Source organism: Pseudomonas sp. H11T01 (assembly GCF_048515765.1).
In the GTDB taxonomy this organism is placed as follows: Bacteria; Pseudomonadota; Gammaproteobacteria; order Pseudomonadales; family Pseudomonadaceae; genus Aquipseudomonas.
The window spans coordinates 1-18,713 of sequence record NZ_JBLYED010000024.1 but is presented as its reverse complement, the minus strand read 5'-3'; the positions used below and the strand labels follow the sequence as shown (position 1 = coordinate 18,713).

Below are 18,713 nucleotides of genomic sequence, written 5' to 3'. Positions count from 1 at the left end.
CACACACGCCATATTCGCCTAATGAATGATATTTCCTTTATGCGTCTAGGCGGTTGCGGGAGACCGCTATGGCCGATTTCTGCCGGTTTCTGCCGGTCACGGCCAGAGAATGCCTAGCTGCCGAGAGACATGCCTGCGCTACTCGGCTGATCGAAAGCCAAGGCGAGCGTTCTGCCTGCGATTCGCCTAGGAATGATCACCTAGCTTTGAAGCGGCAAGTCCAATAGGGAACTGTATCCATATACAGTCATCGCGAAGCCGCCTCAACCATGCTCCATTCCTTCCATCGCTCGCAATACGGCACTCCGCGTAATGGACAGTGCTGCAAGCCTTGGTGGAACAGTACGGAGACGACGTACTTGTTAGCATCGATGCCGAATTGACCCACGTGCCTACGCAAGATTGACCCACCTCAAAATTGGTAAAAATCCAGCACAGTCAACGGTGCGCAAGGAACTAGACTGGGTCAGTGACATCTCGGCAACTGGGTCGATTCGGCGTCGGCGCCAACAGGGTGACCTCGTCTCTAGTCGACCCCTGTTATCAGACGGTGATAGCTGCGCAAAAAAGCGACTGGAGCCACGAAGCTCCGGTCGCTATTTGTTTGCATTGACAGGCTATTTCACAAGCATTGTTACTCCCCTCCCCCTTGGGTCTGTCACCGGCTCCGGGATACCGCCATCCACCTTGATCGCCTGAATATCACCATTGAAGCCCTGATTGACCAGGTTGTAGCCTTTGCCCTCGAGATCCTCGGCCAATTGCCCGGTGATCGGTAAGTAAGGCTCCCAGAAAATGGTATTTGCCGGCAGCAATTGATGATGAAAACGCATCGCGCTAACTGCATCCTTTAGCGGCAATTTGAAGTCATAGATATTGCTCACCACCTGAAAGATCGACGTAAAAATTCTAGGGCCTCCCGGCGTGCCGATGACCAACGCGACCTTCCCGTCCTTCAGGAATATGGTCGGAGACATCGAGGAAAGTGGTCTCTTTCCGGGCTCAATCGCATTGGTGTCATTACCGACAACCCCCATCTGATTGGGCACTCCGGCAAGAGCAGAGAAGTCATCCATCTCATCGTTGAGCAGTATTCCGGTTTTACTGGCGACCACGCCGGATCCGAAGAAGCCGTTCAATGTGTAGGTGTTCGATACCGCGTTTCCCCATTTGTCGACGATCGAAAAATGAGTCGTTTCCGGTTTTTCCGGGAACGTAATGTTCAAACCTGCGGCTACTTTGCTGGTGTCTGAGGGTGCCGAAACACTCACTTCCGCTGCGCGCCGCAGTAGGTAATTCTGATCCAGCAACTGTCCTACCGGAACCTTGTAGAAATCAGGGTCGCCCAGGTAGTGAGCTCGGTCAGCAAACACTCGCTTTTCGATTTCTGCGACCAGATGAATGTACTCGGGCGAGTTCAGCGGCACGCCACTAAAATCCGTATTTCGCGCCTCTTTCATCTTCAATAGCTGAACCAGAGCGATCCCGCCGGAACTGGGCGGTGGCGCGGTCACCACTTGAAAGCCATTCCAGTTTGCCTGTATCGGCTCTCGCCAAATTGCCTTGTAGTTCCGCAGGTCGGCTTCGCTGATAAGTCCGCCATGCTCTGTCATATCAGCGACGATCAGTTCGGCTGTCTTGCCGGAATAGAAACCTGCAGCGCCGTGCTTCGCGATTCGCTTCAATACCGCTGCCAGTTCAGGCTGCTTAAAGATCATGCCCGACTGCAACGTACCAAAATGCTTAGAGAAATTGGTTTTTCCCGCGAATCGCTGTTGGTTTTCCGTTGCCGCCAAACCGGCTAGCATTTCATCAACTCGAAAGCCTGCATCTGCATAGCGAATTGCCGGTTCGACCAGCGCCTGCCAGCTGAGTTTGCCAAGACGCAGATGGGCTTCCCACAGGCCGGCGACCGTACCTGGTACGCCCACGGCTTTGTAGCCAAGCACGCTGCTTTGGGTGCTATCAGCAGGGATCACTTGGCCTGTGCCGTTGACGAACATGTCCCTGGTCGCCTTGAGCGGTGCCCGCTCGCGGTAGTCAAGAAAGTAAGGTTTACCCTCGTGATAGATCGTCATGAACCCACCACCGCCAATGTTCCCCGCTTCCGGATAGGTAACGGCTAGCGTGAATGCAATGGCCACCGCCGCATCGATGGCATTACCACCTTTGGCGAAGATGGCTTCGGCGGTTTCGGCCGCATAACGATCAGGCACTGCCACCGCAGAATGGGTCAACTGGAGCGTTTGAATAGTGTTGCCTGAAGCGGCCTGAGCATTTCCCACTATTAGGATGCAGGCGAGTAAAAACGCATAGAACAAAGCAAATTTAGGGTGTGAATCGATAAAGGATTCTTTGCACATAAAGCACCTTATTTTTATTAATAATCGGCAGCAAAACGCGGAAATCTGAATCGATACAATTAAGAAAAAAATACAACTGCACAACTCAAAGCCCGGCAAAGAGAACAGACATAAACATTTATTGTTGAACCACGAAAACTAGAAGAGCCAAAAGCTTTGATGGCCGATGGCTCCTCATGGGCAGCTACGCTTTCTGTGCTACTCGCTCGGCTCTCGAAGGCTCAAGGGCTGCCTTTTCCCATTTGGCGATAACCAATGGTGCAATCGCATTACCCAACACGTTCAGCGTGGTTGTTCCGCTATCGATAATCCTGAAGATCCCCGCGATAAGTGCTACCCCTTCCAATGGAAGACCGGCTGACGCCAACGTCGCAGACAAAATAATGATGGCAAATCCAGGTACACCGGCAGCACCTTTGGAAGTCAGCACCATCGTGACCACGAGCAGAATCTGCTGAGAAAGCGACAGGTCGATCCCATAGAGTTGAGCGACAAAAATCGTAGCCACCCCAAGGAAAATCGACGCGCCATCCAGATTGAATGCGTAACCCACCGGCACTACAAAACTGACGATGCGGCGCGGAACGCCATAGCTCTCCAATTTGCTCATCAACTGCGGCATAACCGCTGCCGATGCGGCACTCGAGAACGCAAGGATCAGCTCATTTCGGAAATACTTGATCAGCTTGAAAATGTTCTCGCCGATCAGATAGCAAATTCCGCCGAGAACCACCAACGCAAAGACAATCAGTGCCAGGTAGACCACACCAATCAACTTGAGCAAGGGCAATAGCGAGGCAAAGCCAAAGGTCGCAACAGTCGCGCCGATCATGCCAAATACACCTATCGGAGCGTAAGCCATGACGATTGAGACGACTTTGAACATCGCATCCGAAATACCCTGAACCATAGCGACCACTGGCGCGCTCTTCTCCTTGGGAAGCGAGTTCAATGCCGTGCCGAACAACACGGCGAAGAACAGCACCGACAGCAGCTTGGCTTCGGACATTGCCACAAAGACGTTGTCCGGGACGATGTTCTGCACAATCACGAGAGCGCCCTTCGAAGGTTCCATCGTGATGGACGCAGCGCTATGCGTAATACCGGAAATATCAGTGCCTGTGCCAGGCTCGAAGATATTCGCGAAACAAAGACCCATCACAATCGCCAGGCCGGTGATCGCAAAAAAATACCCAAGCGACTTTATGCCCATACGGCCAAATGACTTGTTATCGCCGCCTCCCGCAATGCCCAGGATCATGCAACAGAACACGATCGGTACAACGACCATCTTCATCATCTTGATGAAGATATCGCCAAGCGGTTTCAGAATTTCTGCACTGACCCAAGATTGATACTGCGGATGGGTATTGAAATACCAACCGACGAGCACGCCAAGCAACAGCCCGGCAATGATTTGCCACACCAAGGGAATACGTTTCATGTCTAGCCTTCTTGTTGGAATGAAAGGACTGCGTTAACTGGCAGTTGCTAGAGTCATGAGCTTCCAGCTCACTTGAGTTCAAATGGCACAACGCTGTTGTGCCAACACTTTTTTTATTTTGCGAAGAGCTGGCTCATATCCTTGAACGCCTTGAATTCAAGGGCGTTACCGCACGGGTCGAACAAGAACATGGTGGCTTGCTCGCCGACCTGCCCTTTGAAACGAATGTAGGGTTCGATCACAAACTCCGTGCCGAAAGACTTCAAGCGCTCGGCCAGCGCCTCCCATTCTTCCCAGCCCAGGATGATGCCGAAGTGCGGAACGGGTACGTCGTGGCCGTCTACCGGGTTGCTATGGACGCTTTCCTGGGAAGCGGTTTTTGGGTGTTCGTGAATAACCAGTTGGTGGCCATAAAAGTTGAAGTCGACCCACTGGTTGCTGGAACGACCTTCTTCCAGCCCAAATACTTCACCATAAAAGGTGCGTGCGCCAGCGAGGTTGTAAACGGGGATTGCGAGGTGGAAAGGCGAGAGGCTCATCAGAACTCCAATACAGTTTTTTTGTTGGTAAAGGACGGAGCGTATGAATGCTGGCCGTTGGTTTTTCGAGACGCTTCAAGCTCCGCCGTCCCACCGACATCGGCTTATAGGCTCGGGCAGTTGCCGGGGGATAGGCACATCGTAGGGCGGCCAACCAAGTAAAAAAATCAATATAATTTTCTCAGAAACACAATTAATATTTGTGAATGATTAAAGAACTCAAAACACTCATCGCCGTTGCACGGGAAGGTACGTTTGCCGCTGCCGGGAATAAAATCGGCCTCACCCAAGCAGCGGTGAGCGCCCAGATTCAGCGTCTAGAGGCCGAGCTCGGCTTTGAGATATTCGACAGGAAGGGACGCTCAGCCCACCTAAACAGGATGGGCCATCAAATACTCCTGCAAGCGCAAGAGCTGCTTCGGCTTTACGACAATCTGGGCTCCACCACGATCGGACTTCCTGCGAGCGTTCTGGTGAACATCGGTGCTATCGCTTCCGTACAGCGCTCCTATCTTCCAGACGCACTAGCCAAGTTTCACCAACAATGCCCGCAATGCCGAACCCGAGTAATCCCAGGGCTATCGATGGAGTTGGTCAATCTCGTGGATGCCGGTGAGATCGATATGGCGGCAATCATTCGCCCGCCCTTCTCGCTTCAAAGCGATCTGCGTTGGACGACCCTAGCGCTCGAACCCTACCGTCTGATCGTTCCGCGCGACGTGCCAGGAGAAGATTGGTCAGTACTCCTTTCGAGCCAACCGTTCATTCGGTATGACCGATCATCATTCGGGGGTAGGCAGGTGGATCGTTTCCTGCGACAAATGCATTTCACCTTGCGTGAGGTTTGCGAGCTGGATGAACTAGAGGCGATCATCAAGCTAGTGGAAAATGGCGTTGGTGTTGCGCTGGTGCCGCAGACAGCAACCCATCAGGAATGGCCCGTAGGTGTACGAGCGCTCGATCTCGGACAGCACACCTTCCACCGTGATATCGGGCTCGTACACAGGTCTCGACAGAGCTTTACCGAACCGGTGCGGATACTGGCCCAACTTATTAGTGAGCAAGTTAAGACCGGTTCTGAATAATACCCGGACAGCAAAAAGGGCCCTCGCTGGGCCCTTTTGTACTTAAACCAAAATCACTTGGTCAGCCAGGACTTGACACCGATCAGGCTGAAATCGGTGATCAAGCGTGACTCGCTACGCACATCGCGTTCATTCATCAAAGCGAGCTGTCCTTAGTCAGTATTCATGTGAGGCTGCGTTAAGCCAACGCCCCTTCAATGCGCAATCTAATAGCCTTTAGACCGATCAACCACATTCAAGAGAGGCATTCCCTCACGCTCTCTTCGAAGATTCTCAACTATCACCGCCACACCACCTTCAATCTGCACATCGCTTGCAACATGAGGAGTCAGGAGCACTCGAGGGTGTTTCCAGAGTGGGTTGTCTTGAGTGGGAGGCTCTTGTGCCAAAACATCCAGTACGGCACCTCCCAGACGGCCTTCATCCAACGCAGAAAGCAGAGCTGTTTCTACAACGTGGGCGCCACGTCCCACGTTAATCAGTCCAGCTCCATGAGGGAGGCAATCGAGCCTCGCAGCATTGAGTATCCCTTCTGTTTCGGGAGTCAGTGGCAACATGTTCACAAGGATGTCGCACTGCCCTAAAAACGCCTCCAGTTCGTCCGGGCCGACGTAACAGTGGCCACCTGGCACCTCCTTCAAAGAACGATTCCAGCCACTGAGCTGAAATCCCAATGGCTGAAGGCGATCAAGCGCGGCGCGTCCGAGATTGCCAACCCCCATGACACCAACACGCCGCTGTGAAGCGTGCACGATTGGTCGAGGTTGCCAGCGACCACTGCGCTGATCTTCTTGGTAAGCGAGGATGTCTCGATGCAAGACAAGAACACCAAACAAAACATACTCGGCCATGATGTCAGCCATCGAGCTATCTACCAGACGTATTAGCGACACGTGAGCAGGCAAACGGGTCAGATCAAACTGGTCGACTCCAGCCCCGGCAGCGTAGAGGAGTCGAAGATTACCAAACTGCTCCGCAACGTCGGCAAGAGGCTCCCAAGCCAGGATGTAGTGCACCTCTGCCGGGTTACCGATATCAGGCCATTGGCGGAACTCTAGTTCAGGGGCGAGCGTTGACAGGCAATCTCGCCATTTCTGCGCATCGGCTGGGTCGGCCATGTATAGGATGCACATTGAAAACTCCCTATTCGCCTTTAAGATGCGCATAGCTCTCTACGAAACGCTTAAATTTGTGTTGACCACAAGTGTACGCTTCGTACTTCGCGGGTAGAGCCTCACTCACGCAAGTTGGCACAGGTTCAACAACCGCATCGAAATCCAAATCAATAAAGAAAGGTATTGAATAGCGCTCTAGACCGCTAGTATTTATGACGCGATGCATTGTCGAGGTGTAGCGATCGTTGGTGAGGGTTTGAACTAGATCACCAATGTTGACGATAAAAGTGCCTTCAACGGGTGGGGCAGTAACCCACTCCCCTGCACGGTTCTTTACTTGTAAACCGCCAACTGTGTCTTGAGACAGGACTGTCAGGAAGCCGTAATCCGTGTGAGCACCAATACCAATCTCTTCCAGGGAGACCTTTCCTATCTGAGGCGGATAACGCAAAACTCGCTGAATAGTGATGGGCTTGCGTTGGCGTTGTTCAAAATAATGTTGCGGCAAATCCAGACTCAGCGCGATGCCGCCGATGAGCGTTCTCGCGAGCGTCAATACAGCTGAATGATAATCCTCGGCAACCGTTTCGAATTGCGGCAGTCCGGACGGCATTTGATTAGGGCCAAAAAACGGAGAAACCTCATCGTAATGGGCGCCGTAATCAAAGCACTCTTTGAAGTCGCGCGTATTAGCAGGATCTACGTTTTCCGCATACATCGGGATGTAACCACGTAGCGTAAGCCCGGAGTTCACGATGTTAAGTGTGTTCTTCTCCTCGGATGAAAGTTTGAAAAAAAGTTTGGTGAGCCTGTACATCTCATCTATCAGTTGCTGCGAAACGCCATGGTTTTTTATATAAAAAAACCCCACTTTTTCGCACGCTTCGCCTATCTGGCTTGCCACCCGCAGCGGATTTTCGCCGTTTATGAGTGGCGAAATATCTATGACCGGGATTTCGGTGAAGGCCGTTTGTTTGCTGGCCAAACGAATATCAAATAACTCAGTCACGCTTCTCTCCTTTCTAAATGGATGACAGACGCGGACGAGCCACATTCGTCCTTGTTTGGGCGGATGTTAATCCTGGATTTTTTGGCACGCAAGCAAAATGTACACCTGTGTCATCGACAGTTGACACAGGTGTACATTTATCCTAATTTTAAGTCACCGAGCCTGATGAAGCCCACTTTGGAGCGCACCACGATGTCCAGCGATCCCTTGCTGCAACCCTATAAAATCAAGAATCTGACCCTCAGAAACCGGATCATGACCACCTCCCATGAGCCGGCCTACCCTGTGGACGGCATGCCCAAGGATCTCTATCGCGCCTACCACGTGGAGCGCGCCAAAGCCGGCGTCGCCCTGACCATGACTGCCGGTTCCGCTGCCGTATCCCGAGACAGCCCGCCGGTGTTCAACAATGTGCTCGCCTACAAGGACGAAGTAGTCGGATGGTTGAAGGACCTGACCGATGAATGCCATGAACATGGCGCGGCAGTGATGATCCAGTTGACTCACCTGGGCCGTCGCACCCGCTGGGACAAGGCCGACTGGTTACCAGTGGTGTCGCCGTCACACCGCCGCGAGGCGTCGCACCGCTCCTTCCCGAAGAAAATGGAAGAATGGGACATCGAGCGGATCATCAAGGACTATGTAGACGCCGCGGAGCGCATGAAGGCGGCAGGTCTCGATGGCCTGGAGCTGCAGGCTTACGGGCACTTGATGGACCAGTTCTGGTCGCCGTTGACCAATGACCTCGACGGCCCTTACGGCGGCTCGCTGGAAAACCGCATGCGCTTTACCTTCGACATCCTGCGTGGCATCCGCCAGCGGGTCGGCGAAGATTTTCTGCTGGGAGTTCGCTACACCGGTGATGAAGAATTGCCCGGTGGCTTCACTGCCAGTGAGGGCATGCAGGTTTCTCACATGCTCAAGGACAGCGGACTGGTCGACTTCCTGAACGTCGTGCGCGGTCACATCGATACGGATGCCGGCCTGACTGATGTCATCCCCATTCAGGGTATGCGCAACTCGCCCCATCTCGACTTCGCTGGCGAGATCCGCTCGTCGACAGGCTTTCCGACCTTCCACGCTGCGAAGATTCCCGACGTGGCCACCGCGCGCTACGCGATCGCCTCGGGCAAAGTGGACATGGTGGGCATGACCCGCGCGCACATGACCGATCCGCACATCGTGCGCAAAATCATCGAGAAGCGCGAAGAAGACATTCGCCCGTGCGTGGGCGCCAACTATTGCCTGGATCGCATCTACCAGGGCGGCGCGGCCTACTGCATCCACAACGCAGCGACGGGTCGGGAAACCACCATGCCTCATGACATTCCCAAAGCCACCGTCAAGCGCAAGGTGCTGGTGGTCGGTACCGGCCCTGCTGGGCTGGAAGCAGCGCGGGTCGCCGGTGAACGCGGCCATGACGTGACGGTGCTTGAGGCGGCTGACCAACCGGGTGGGCAAATTCGTCTGACTGCGCTGAGCGAGCGTCGTCGCGAGATGATCAGCATCATTGATTGGCGAATGGCGCAATGCGAACGGCTGGGGGTGAAGTTTCACTTCAATACCTGGGCCGAAGCCGACACTGTGCAAGCCTTCGAGCCAGACGTGGTTATCGTTGCGACCGGCGGCCTGCCGGATACCGAGGTACTCCGCGTGGGCAACGAACTCGTGATTTCAACCTGGGACATCATTTCCGGCGACATCAAGCCCGGTCGCAACGTACTGATCTTCGACGATGCGGGGGATCATGCTGCCCTGCAGGCTGCCGAGGTCATCGCGCAAAGCGGTGCGAGAGTCGAAATTGTCACCCCTGACCGCTCGTTTGCACCTGAAGTCATGGCTATGAACCTGGTGCCCTACATGCGCAGCCTGCAGGACCTAGACGTCACCTTCACCGTGACCTACCGGGTTGATACAGTGGAAAAACGTGATGGCGGGCTCGTTGCAACCTTTGGCAGCGATTACGGACAGGTTCACAAGCAGCGCGTGGTCGATCAGGTGGTCGTCAACCACGGCACCCTTCCCCTGGACGACTTGTACTTCGACCTGCGTCCTCTCTCCACCAATGGCGGCGCGGTAGAGCAGCATGACCTGATCGCCGGCACGGCACAGAACATCGTCACCAATCCCGAAGGACGCTTCCAGCTGTTCCGGATCGGCGACGCTGTGTCTGCTCGCAACACCCATGCGGCCATCTACGACGCTTTGCGCCTGGTGAAAGAAATCTGAATCCGAACCTCCATTCTTGTTGGAACGCAGGCTCGCCATGAACAAGAGGGAAACCATGTCAGCAGTGACCATTAAATCGAAGGCGGCAGTCGCTTTCGGCCCAGGACAGCCGTTACAGCTGGTGGACATCGATGTCGCACCGCCCAAGGCTGGTGAAGTACGGGTACGAATCGTGGCAACCGGTGTCTGCCACACGGATGCTTTTACCCTCTCGGGCGATGATCCCGAGGGGATCTTTCCTGCCGTGCTGGGTCATGAGGGCGGCGGGATCGTCGAGTCGATCGGCGAAGGCGTGACGTCATTGTCGGTCGGCGACCATGTGATTCCGCTGTACACGGCCGAGTGCCGGCAATGCAAATTCTGTCTATCGGGCAAGACCAACCTGTGCCAGGCAGTCAGAGCGACACAGGGCAAAGGCCTGATGCCTGACGGAACATCCCGTTTCTCCTTTCAGGGCCAGCCGGTGTTCCACTACATGGGCTGCTCGACCTTCTCCGAGTACACGGTACTGCCGGAGATCTCCCTGGCCAAAATCCCCAAGGATGCGCCTCTAGAGCAGGTTTGCCTGCTGGGCTGTGGCGTGACCACAGGCATTGGTGCCGTACTCAATACTGCCAAGGTCGAGGCTGGGGCAAGCGTTGCGATATTCGGGCTCGGCGGGATCGGGCTGGCGGCCATCATCGGCGCGAAAATGGCCAACGCCGGGCGAGTCATCGCCATTGATATCAACCCGGCCAAGCGCGATGTCGCCCTATCGCTCGGCGCGACCGACTTCATAAATCCCATGGACTATGACAAGCCCATTCAGGATGTGATTGTCGAACTCACCGACGGTGGCGTGGACTATTCGTTTGAATGTGTCGGCAACGTCAAATTGATGCGAGCTGCTCTGGAGTGCTGCCACAAGGGCTGGGGTGAATCGATCATCATCGGTGTCGCCGGTGCGGGCCAGGAAATCAGCACCCGCCCTTTCCAGCTGGTGACCGGGCGCGTCTGGCGCGGCAGCGCGTTTGGCGGGGTCAAGGGCCGCACGGAGCTTCCCAGCTACGTCGAGAAAGCGAGCACCGGCGAAATTCCGCTTGAAACCTTCATCACTCATAACCTTGGCCTTGAGGACATCAACAAGGCTTTCGAATTGATGCATGCCGGGCAAAGCATTCGCACTGTCATTCATTTCTGACCAAGGCACTGCCGTGATATCGGCCAGCGCTCACACCCGCATCACAACCCAAAGGAAATCAACATGTCTGTTTTTACCCATGTCACTGTCGGTACCAATGACCTTGCCAAAGCACGGACCTTCTATGATGGTGTTCTCAAAGCAATTGGTCTCAACCGAGTTGCCGACCTTGATGAATCCGGCTCCATTTGGGGCGTGGATAAACCGTCGTTCTTCGTGCTCAAACCCGCCAATGGCAATCCTGCCAACGTTGGCAATGGCGTGACTGTCAGCTTCGAAGCGCCAAATCGCGCTGCGGTACATGCATTCCACGAAACCGCTCTCGCCGCCGGTGGCACCTGTGAAGGCCAACCGGGTTCGCGTAACTGGGCTGAAAATGCCTATGCCGCTTACGCTCGGGACCTTGATGGCAACAAACTGGCTGTCTATTGCTTCAAGGCCGAATAATCGCAACCGTCTGACGCCTTCTGCAGTGGAGGCCCTTCAGCGGGCCTTCACTGTTATACCCTGCCCTGGCTACATTCCCCGCCGCGCAACCTCAGCGCCTGCATTCACTGCCAGCCCCACAATGGACTCGATGTTTTGATCGGCCATCGACTGCAGCGCTGCTGCCGTCACGCCACGGTAAGCCATCAACGACTCAATCATTTGCTGCGGATCGCGACTGGCAAGCATCTGACTGCCCCCCACCACTACGCCTTGTGCAGCGCGCTGCGCGATGGCAAGGGGAATTCCCGCAGCCACCGCCTGATTAGTCAGAGCCATTTGCAACATTGCCGGGAAGGCCGGCCCAGTCCCGGATAACGCGCTGAGGTAATCAATACAGTCTTCATCAGGCACTTCGTCCGCCGAACCTACACACTCGAACAGTCGCTGCACCCACTTGCGGTCGCGCTCTGGAAGGTTTCCGACACTGTACCAAGGCGTGAACGACTGCCTGATTTCCACGGCCGCATTCGGCATGGCCCGCACCACGACATCCGCACCGGTGGCCGCGCAGATGGCTACCGCCGGAACTCCAGCCATCAAGGAAATCACCAGCTTGCCGCGGGCGTTGATCTGCAGTTCACGAAACTGCTCCGGCCGGATGGACAGCACGACAATATCGCTGAGGTCCACCAACTGCTGGTTGTCGGCCAGCAGCCTCACGCCTGGCTCGAAGGTACCGACGCCGGAACGGTTCGAGATCAACAAACGGTCAGGCCCGATGAACCCGCTATCGAGCACCGCCTCGGCGATTGCGCGCCCGAGCCAGCCGGTGCCTCCGATGATGCCCAGAGTTCTATTCTCCATCGGCAGTGGGCTCCTCGAATGTGTCGACCAAGGGAACGAAAATGCCAGGCTCTTTTTCCGCGTAACCGAACTTTCCATAAAAGCGGTCCAGCTCCCGCCGCTTCGGTACTTTGCCGGTGAACACGCTCACGTACTGAGGAATCCGTCGAAATCGTACGACGATATCTTCATTGGTTTTCATGGAGATGTAGCCGATCTGCGTGAGGTAGATCGTCCTGGCCCGAACATCGGCCCCCTCGCCGTCGTAGCCAAACCGTCGGAACATCGCGGCCAAGGCATTCATCCGTGCCTCATCGGCCAGCGCGATTTCAGCTTTGACCTCGTCCGATTGCAGCGCCCAACTGCGCACGGCAAATTCGAATTGCGAGTCGAAAAGCTCAGGGTTCACCCAGCATTCGAAGACGTTGAGAATCGCTTCGGAAATACTTTCTGCGTAACTCTCACATTGGCTGACCATACCGCCGGTGTTCTTGTCCCGCCATCGAGCGAGGAGCGCCGCGAGCAGCTGTTCCCGATCTTCATAGAACCAATAGAAGCTGGTACGAGACAAATTCAAGCGTTTGGCCAGCGGCATCACCCGCACAGCATCCACACCCGACTCTTTAAGAGCATCGTAGGCGGCGTCCAGCCAACCATCGACGGAGCCTCGCCAGCCCGCGTCCTGCGCTTTGGTTTTCGCCCTTCCTGTCTGCGACATTCGGGTGCACCTTTAATTTGAGAATTCTTCTCCACTGTACACCCCAAGATCTGTGGCGTACACGGCATGTACATAGGCGTACATTTTCGAGACGCTCGTTCGCCAAATCAATGGACCCGAATCAATTCACTGGTCAAAAAAACGTGGATTACACACAAAAAAACGCGGCGCACGAAGTACTTCATGCGCCGCGCTGCTGGAGATCAACTCAGCGATATACCGCTACGGGTTCACCGATAACGTCCCGATTGATCGTGAGGCCCAATCCTGGGGTCTGCGGGGCACGGATACGGCCATCCACCACGGGAATGTCGACGTGCGCCGTGATCGTACATATCGCGCGTATCAAGCACGCAGCGCAGATTTCGGTGTAGGATAGATTGCCCGAGGTGAGTCAGCGCAGCGAACGCTACCTGTGAGCCAGCGGTCTCTTGGACGCTCATCGTCAAGCCGGAGGTCATGCACATGTCGCGCAGACGTCGGGCTCTGGTCAGGCCGCCATGTTTGGAGACTTTCAAGCCAATACCGTCTGCAGCCTTCTCGCTGATCAGTTGCATCACCGAAGCTTCATCCGTCGCCAGCTCGTCCATGATCAGCGGCACATTGGTTCGCTGGAAGTACGGCCGCCTGACAGCTTATAAACGCCGCCAGCATAGGGCAGATCGACTTGATACACTTCAATTTCAATGATCTTCACAAACACTCTCCTGTGGTGGCACCAATACCAGTTTTCCCGCATAACGTTTTTCTATGAAGTCATTCTGTGCCTTGGCAATGTCGGACAGTGGATAACTGTTGCTAACAAAGGGACGGATACGACCGTGTTCAATATGACTGACCAACTCATCGAAAACGGCATCCTCCTGGAAAGTGCAGCCATGAAATGTGAGGTCTTTCAAGTAAAGCGTTCTTAGATCCAGTTCGACGATTGGGCCAGCGATAGCTCCCGAAACAGCGTAACGACCACCCCGCTTGAGCACTTGCAACAGCGCGGGCCAATCTTTCCCACCCACCAGATCCAGCACCACGGAGACGCTGTTTTCACCAAGCGCCTCAACCAGGTTTGCGTCTCGATAAATAACGCGATCGGCGCCCAGAGACAGAATTTGATCCGCCTTGCTTGCGCTGGTAATTGCAATCACTTCGGCGCCACGGCATTTCGCCAACTGGACCGCAGCCGATCCTACACCGCCGCTTGCACCGGTGATCAGCACTTTGTCAGCACCATTGACGGCTGCACGCTGGAGTAAAAGTTCGGCGGTTGAATAGGCACATGGAATAGAAGCTAACTCGATGTCGCTCCAATCACTGTTCACCGGCCAAGTGTCCGCTGCCGGTGCAACTGTAAACTGCGCAAAAGCCCCATTGCAGTCCGATCCGTAAGTCCAGCACTCGAACGGCCGATTCTCAACCGGTGCTCGCAGCATGTTGCGTACCAGTACCCGCTGTCCGATTCGAGAATCGTCCACCCCTTGGCCAACCGCAACAATACGTCCGCAGCAATCGGCGCCCTGGATCAGCGGAAACTTAAGCGGCACACCAGACCAGGATGCGTCCTCAGTGTCGATCTTAGCGAAGCCGGAAGCACCGCCCGAATTTGTATCACTGGTTATTTGTTTGGAGTACCAACCAATACGCGTGTTGATGTCGGTGTTATTGACTCCAGCAGCGCCAACTTTTATCAAGACTTCGCCGGCACCAGGGCGAGGCACTGGTACATCGGTGCGATATTCCAATTGCTCAGTACCCCCATGCCCCTTCAGAAGCACAGCGTGCATGGTCTTGGGTAATGTAAAAATGATTCGGCTCTCCTAGTCGTTTGAGGGTTATGCAACCTGTCTTCGATTTTTATTTGTCGGCGGATTTGCCAATAGATTGTTTGCTGCACGCGCAAACGAAAAAGTTTCACTGGTGTTTGTTTTTTCTTATTCATTAGGCGCTTAAACTCTGGGCATTCAACGCCTTAAGTGTTACCAGTAAAAATAATGAGGCTTGCAAACTGCAAGCTTGTCGCTTCCCGCTTATAGAAAACCTTAGCAGCTGGCACCCCCTGACCATAATGATATTTTAGATACATAAATGATGACTTCACGTTATGATCGGCTGGCGTTCCGTCGTACTGCTCGCTATTCAAATGATCAATGTTTTCACAAGTTCGGGCTGGTGGCGAAACTACATTTTGCCCCACGCCGACCGGCCCGAGCGTGACTCCAAAAGCGCGATTCAGAATTTTTTGATAACGCCACGTTATCTTTGGTCCAGTAAAAAAGTTGCTAGACGCTGCGGTCCGTTGAAATTAAATAATGGCTCCGCCAAAAAACTACCAGGTAGGTTGCCCTATGAAATTCAATAATAAAGTGGTGGTCATTACCGGCGCTGCCGGCGGTGTCGGACAGGCGTTAGCGTTATTGTTCGCCCGAGAAGGCGCAAAGCTTGTTTTGTCTGATCTTGACGAGGCCGGTTGCAAATCAATCTCGGCAAAAGTTCGTGACTTGGGCGCCGAAGTGCACTACGTGGCAGGCGATTTACGCCGAAAAGAATATTGCGAAGCGATTGTCCAAACTACCGTCGATATTTTTTCGGGGATCGATATCGTGTTGAACAATGCGGGCATCATTCCCCGAGGCACGATTGAGGAAACCACTGACGACATGTGGTTTGACGCCATGGGCGTAAACCTGAATGCAGTGTTCTTCATCTGCCGTGCCGCGATACCGCACATGAAAAATCGCCCGGGTGCCGCAATCGTCAACACATCATCTGTCTGGGGAATTTATCCAGGCCCCGCCCACGTGGCGTATTGCACAAGCAAAGGGGCCGTCGCGGCTTTAACCAAGAATCTGGGCCGCGATTGCGCCCCTTTAGGCATCCGTGTCAACGCCGTGTGCCCGCACGAAATCAATACCCCGATGATACGCAGCGGCTTTGAACGTCGCGGCTTGGATCCGGACAAAGCCGTGCAAGAACTGAACAAGAGCGTGCCATTAGGCCGTATCGCCGAGCCTGAAGACATTGCGGATGTCATCGCATTTCTGGCATCCGACGAGGCCAGGTACATCGCCGGCGAAACGGTAGAAGTCACAGGCGCCAAGCCGGTATCCGGCTAAGGAGAAGTAGCGATGCTCAAAGGTAAAAATGTAGTGGTGACCGGGGGCGGCAGAGGGATTGGCCGAGGCATCACCGAACAATTGCTTGAGGCGGGAGCTTGCGTGTTGATCGCTCAGCGCCAGGTACTGGACGACGACTTGCGAGATAACCCTCAAGTCTATTTCGTCGAGGCTGATCTCGCCTCGATGGAGTCACCCGGTTTGATTGCACAGTTTGCCCAGGAGCAACTTGGCGGAATCGATGTATTGGTTAACAACGCCGGGTTCATGTTCGAGAAATCCATTGATGATATGACCGAACAGGACTGGGATCGCATGATGGCTGTCAATCTGCGGGCGCCAGCGTTCTTGTGCAAGGCGTTAGTGCCCCAGATGCGTCAGCGAGGCGGTGGCAGCATCATCAACATCGGGTCGATCGAAGGGATAGGCGCCAACCCTGAACATGCCGCGTACTGTGCCTCCAAGGCCGGTATCCATGGGCTGACCCGAGCCTTGGCAGTCGATCTCGGCCGGGACGGCATCCGCTGCAATGCCATTGCTCCAGGGTGGATCAATTCCGAGTTGAGTGATGCGTACCTCGCCGCTCAAGCTGATCCGCGTGCGGCGCGCCAGGCACTCCTGCGCCTTCACCCGGTCGGACGTACCGGATTGCCGGCGGATGTTGGCGGGACAGTCGTTTTCCTGGCCTCGGAGTCATCGGCCTTCATCACCGGGCAGGTGCTGGTGGTGGATGGGGGGCGCACGGCGAAACTGCCACTGCCGTTTTGATCGAATCAGCCTTACCTGCGACGGAGGGAGCAGTCACCTACCTCCGGACTCAGGTGAGGCCTGTTATGCATCCCCCACGTAACTCCTCCACCCGATCATGGATGCGAGCGCTGTTGCCTGTGACAATCAACCTCATGCCCAGGCTGCCCAGTGCTCGTTGTGAGCCTCGATAAATTGGCGGACAGCCGCTTTCAGGTCGGCGACGCTGGTGAAGGCGCCCCGGTACAATCACGCTTCAGCGCGATCACAGCCCTGAGCCCTGTCGCAAAGTCTCGTCGTTCATCCAAATTGCGTTGTACGTAGAGGTGAGTTGCCGGGCCAATGGCTTCTGCCCACTCCAGCAAGGCTGGCGGTTGAGAGTCCTGAAACTGGTGGTGATTGGGTGCTAAATGCCCTCGCAGAGTGCTGATACCAGGCGTAGGATCGATACGATGATTGCTAATCACGCGTGGTTGGAAGGTGACTTCCAACCAATCTGCACGCCCCTTCGCAGTACAAGGGCCGTGTTCTCACAACAACAGTGAGGTGAAACATGTCTGGTAATCGTGGTGTCGTGTATCTCGGCGCAGGCAAGGTCGAGGTGCAGACCATCCCCTATCCGAAAATGGAAGACCCGCGCGGCAAGCGCATTGACCATGGCGTGATCCTGCGCGTGGTTTCGACCAATATCTGCGGCTCCGACCAGCATATGGTGCGTGGTCGGACCACGGCCCAGGTCGGGCTGGTGCTTGGCCATGAGATTACTGGTGAGGTGATCGAGAAGGGCCGTGACGTGGAAAACTTGCAGATCGGTGACCTGGTCTCGGTGCCGTTCAACGTCGCCTGCGGCCGTTGTCGCAGTTGCAAGGAACAGCACACCGGCGTCTGCCTGACGGTCAACCCGGCGCGCCCCGGCGGTGCCTATGGCTATGTGGACATGGGCGACTGGGTTGGCGGCCAGGCCGAATACGTACTGGTGCCGTATGCCGACTTCAACCTGCTGAAGCTGCCCGACCGCGACAAGGCCATGGAGAAAATCCGCGACCTGACCTGCCTCTCCGATATCCTGCCGACCGGCTACCACGGCGCGGTGACCGCCGGTGTCGGCCCTGGCAGCACGGTGTATATCGCCGGTGCCGGTCCGGTCGGACTGGCTGCTGCCGCCTCCGCCCGTCTGCTTGGTGCGGCGGTGGTGATAGTCGGCGACGTCAATCCGCTGCGTCTGGCGCATGCCAAGGCCCAAGGCTTCGAGATCGCCGACCTGACCAAGGACACTCCGCTGCACGAGCAAATCGCCGACTTGCTCGGTGAGCCGGAAGTCGATTGTGCGGTCGATGCGGTCGGCTTCGAAGCCCGTGGCCACGGCCATGACGGCGCGCAGCACGAGGCCCCGGCCGACGTGCTCAACGCGCTGATGGGCGTGGTGCGGGTCGCCGGCAATATCGGGATCCCCGGTCTGTATGTCACCGAAGACCCGGGCGCGGTCAACAAAGCCGCCAAGCATGGCAGCCTGAACATCCGTTTCGGCCTCGGCTGGGCCAAGTCCCACAGCTTCCACACCGGCCAGACCCCGACGATGAAGTACAACCGTCAGCTGATGCAGGCGATCATGTGGGACCGGATCAACATTGCCGAGGTCGTCGGCGTGCAGGTGATCAGCCTGGACGACGCGCCGCGCGGTTACCACGAGTTCGATGCCGGGGTGCCGAAGAAATTCGTCATGGATCCGCACAAACTGTTTAGCGCCGCCTAAGGAGCAGGTTGGAAAAAGGGCAGCTTTGACAGACTGTGTGAAAACACAGCCGGCCAAGGCCAAAAAACAAATGCCCCGACTTGTCGGGGCATTTGTTTTTCTGAGGTGCTCAGGAAAAAAGGGCCTTTCAGCCCATCAATGCCATCAATTGA

16 protein-coding genes are annotated in these 18,713 nt (G+C 55.4%); 7 read left to right on the top strand and 9 right to left on the bottom strand.

The window, feature by feature from the left end; genetic code table 11:
• Positions 1-617: 617 nt before the first annotated feature.
• From ggt to ACN1C3_RS25765, 3 genes are all read right to left on the bottom strand, one after another.
• On the bottom strand, positions 618-2,363 hold the full coding sequence (gene ggt, locus ACN1C3_RS25775; protein ID WP_419118565.1) for a gamma-glutamyltransferase: 1,746 nt from the start codon (positions 2,361-2,363) through the stop codon (positions 618-620).
• Positions 2,364-2,547: 184 nt separating this feature from the next.
• Positions 2,548-3,807: a cation:dicarboxylate symporter family transporter gene (locus ACN1C3_RS25770; protein ID WP_419118564.1), complete on the bottom strand. Its 1,260-nt coding sequence runs from the start codon at positions 3,805-3,807 to the stop codon at positions 2,548-2,550.
• Between the two features lie 113 nt (positions 3,808-3,920).
• The gene (locus ACN1C3_RS25765) at positions 3,921-4,346 is read right to left on the bottom strand and encodes a VOC family protein (protein ID WP_046054868.1); all 426 of its coding nucleotides are present in this window, start codon (positions 4,344-4,346) and stop codon (positions 3,921-3,923) included.
• A gap of 206 nt (positions 4,347-4,552) precedes the next feature.
• Here ACN1C3_RS25765 and ACN1C3_RS25760 point away from each other — a divergent pair, with 206 nt between their 5' ends.
• Entirely contained in the window at positions 4,553-5,431 is an 879-nt protein-coding gene (locus ACN1C3_RS25760; RefSeq protein ID WP_419118563.1) for a LysR substrate-binding domain-containing protein, read from the top strand.
• 206 nt (positions 5,432-5,637) lie between these two features.
• Here ACN1C3_RS25760 and ACN1C3_RS25755 read toward each other — a convergent pair whose 3' ends face one another.
• Entirely contained in the window at positions 5,638-6,549 is a 912-nt protein-coding gene (locus ACN1C3_RS25755) for a 2-hydroxyacid dehydrogenase (RefSeq protein ID WP_419118562.1), read from the bottom strand.
• A gap of 25 nt (positions 6,550-6,574) precedes the next feature.
• On the bottom strand, positions 6,575-7,555 hold the full coding sequence (locus ACN1C3_RS25750) for an isopenicillin N synthase family dioxygenase (protein WP_419118561.1): 981 nt from the start codon (positions 7,553-7,555) through the stop codon (positions 6,575-6,577).
• A 192-nt stretch (positions 7,556-7,747) separates the two neighbouring features.
• On the opposite strand from ACN1C3_RS25750, the gene ACN1C3_RS25745 reads away from it, so the two are divergent.
• The 3 genes from ACN1C3_RS25745 (at position 7,748) to ACN1C3_RS25735 (ending at position 11,411) form a co-directional block, all read left to right on the top strand.
• The gene (locus ACN1C3_RS25745; RefSeq protein ID WP_419118623.1) at positions 7,748-9,784 is read left to right on the top strand and encodes an FAD-dependent oxidoreductase; all 2,037 of its coding nucleotides are present in this window, start codon (positions 7,748-7,750) and stop codon (positions 9,782-9,784) included.
• A 55-nt stretch (positions 9,785-9,839) separates the two neighbouring features.
• On the top strand, positions 9,840-10,964 hold the full coding sequence (locus ACN1C3_RS25740; protein WP_419118560.1) for an S-(hydroxymethyl)glutathione dehydrogenase/class III alcohol dehydrogenase: 1,125 nt from the start codon (positions 9,840-9,842) through the stop codon (positions 10,962-10,964).
• 63 nt (positions 10,965-11,027) lie between these two features.
• Positions 11,028-11,411: a VOC family protein gene (locus tag ACN1C3_RS25735; protein WP_419118559.1), complete on the top strand. Its 384-nt coding sequence runs from the start codon at positions 11,028-11,030 to the stop codon at positions 11,409-11,411.
• Positions 11,412-11,480: 69 nt separating this feature from the next.
• Here the strand turns inward: ACN1C3_RS25735 and ACN1C3_RS25730 are convergent, their stop codons facing one another.
• From ACN1C3_RS25730 to ACN1C3_RS25715, 4 genes are all read right to left on the bottom strand, one after another.
• Positions 11,481-12,257, bottom strand: coding sequence for a pyrroline-5-carboxylate reductase family protein (locus tag ACN1C3_RS25730; RefSeq protein WP_419118558.1), 777 nt, complete (start codon positions 12,255-12,257; stop codon positions 11,481-11,483).
• Positions 12,247-12,954 (bottom strand): TetR/AcrR family transcriptional regulator, encoded by a 708-nt coding sequence (locus tag ACN1C3_RS25725; protein WP_419118557.1) that lies wholly within the window; start codon positions 12,952-12,954, stop codon positions 12,247-12,249. Before ACN1C3_RS25725 ends, ACN1C3_RS25730 begins: the two co-directional genes overlap by 11 nt.
• A gap of 230 nt (positions 12,955-13,184) precedes the next feature.
• Positions 13,185-13,511 carry an enolase C-terminal domain-like protein gene (locus ACN1C3_RS25720; protein ID WP_419118622.1) on the bottom strand — a complete coding sequence of 109 codons (327 nt, stop codon included), beginning with the start codon at positions 13,509-13,511 and terminating at the stop codon, positions 13,185-13,187.
• Positions 13,512-13,637: 126 nt separating this feature from the next.
• On the bottom strand, positions 13,638-14,690 hold the full coding sequence (locus ACN1C3_RS25715) for an alcohol dehydrogenase family protein (protein ID WP_419118556.1): 1,053 nt from the start codon (positions 14,688-14,690) through the stop codon (positions 13,638-13,640).
• 603 nt (positions 14,691-15,293) lie between these two features.
• Here ACN1C3_RS25715 and ACN1C3_RS25710 point away from each other — a divergent pair.
• From ACN1C3_RS25710 to fdhA, 3 genes are all read left to right on the top strand, one after another.
• Complete coding sequence (locus tag ACN1C3_RS25710; RefSeq protein ID WP_419118555.1) at positions 15,294-16,061, top strand: SDR family NAD(P)-dependent oxidoreductase; 768 nt, start codon at positions 15,294-15,296, stop codon at positions 16,059-16,061.
• 12 nt (positions 16,062-16,073) lie between these two features.
• Complete coding sequence (locus tag ACN1C3_RS25705) at positions 16,074-16,829, top strand: SDR family NAD(P)-dependent oxidoreductase (RefSeq protein ID WP_419118554.1); 756 nt, start codon at positions 16,074-16,076, stop codon at positions 16,827-16,829.
• A 532-nt stretch (positions 16,830-17,361) separates the two neighbouring features.
• On the top strand, positions 17,362-18,561 hold the full coding sequence (fdhA, locus tag ACN1C3_RS25700) for a formaldehyde dehydrogenase, glutathione-independent (RefSeq protein ID WP_419118553.1): 1,200 nt from the start codon (positions 17,362-17,364) through the stop codon (positions 18,559-18,561).
• Positions 18,562-18,713 lie beyond the last annotated feature (152 nt).

Excerpts from the sequence above, each read along its gene's own strand:
- ggt (WP_419118565.1), bottom strand. The coding sequence starts at position 2,363 with ATGTGCAAAGAATCCTTTATCGATTCACACCCTAAATTTGCTTTGTTC.
- ACN1C3_RS25710 (WP_419118555.1), top strand. The coding sequence starts at position 15,294 with ATGAAATTCAATAATAAAGTGGTGGTCATTACCGGCGCTGCCGGCGGT.
- fdhA (WP_419118553.1), top strand. The coding sequence starts at position 17,362 with ATGTCTGGTAATCGTGGTGTCGTGTATCTCGGCGCAGGCAAGGTCGAG.
- ACN1C3_RS25720 (WP_419118622.1), bottom strand. The coding sequence starts at position 13,511 with ATGCAACTGATCAGCGAGAAGGCTGCAGACGGTATTGGCTTGAAAGTC.
- ACN1C3_RS25770 (WP_419118564.1), bottom strand. The coding sequence starts at position 3,807 with ATGAAACGTATTCCCTTGGTGTGGCAAATCATTGCCGGGCTGTTGCTT.
- ACN1C3_RS25760 (WP_419118563.1), top strand. The coding sequence starts at position 4,553 with ATGATTAAAGAACTCAAAACACTCATCGCCGTTGCACGGGAAGGTACG.
- ACN1C3_RS25745 (WP_419118623.1), top strand. The coding sequence starts at position 7,748 with ATGTCCAGCGATCCCTTGCTGCAACCCTATAAAATCAAGAATCTGACC.
- ACN1C3_RS25740 (WP_419118560.1), top strand. The coding sequence starts at position 9,840 with ATGTCAGCAGTGACCATTAAATCGAAGGCGGCAGTCGCTTTCGGCCCA.
- ACN1C3_RS25735 (WP_419118559.1), top strand. The coding sequence starts at position 11,028 with ATGTCTGTTTTTACCCATGTCACTGTCGGTACCAATGACCTTGCCAAA.
- ACN1C3_RS25730 (WP_419118558.1), bottom strand. The coding sequence starts at position 12,257 with ATGGAGAATAGAACTCTGGGCATCATCGGAGGCACCGGCTGGCTCGGG.
- ACN1C3_RS25755 (WP_419118562.1), bottom strand. The coding sequence starts at position 6,549 with ATGGCCGACCCAGCCGATGCGCAGAAATGGCGAGATTGCCTGTCAACG.
- ACN1C3_RS25765 (WP_046054868.1), bottom strand. The coding sequence starts at position 4,346 with ATGAGCCTCTCGCCTTTCCACCTCGCAATCCCCGTTTACAACCTCGCT.
- ACN1C3_RS25725 (WP_419118557.1), bottom strand. The coding sequence starts at position 12,954 with ATGTCGCAGACAGGAAGGGCGAAAACCAAAGCGCAGGACGCGGGCTGG.
- ACN1C3_RS25705 (WP_419118554.1), top strand. The coding sequence starts at position 16,074 with ATGCTCAAAGGTAAAAATGTAGTGGTGACCGGGGGCGGCAGAGGGATT.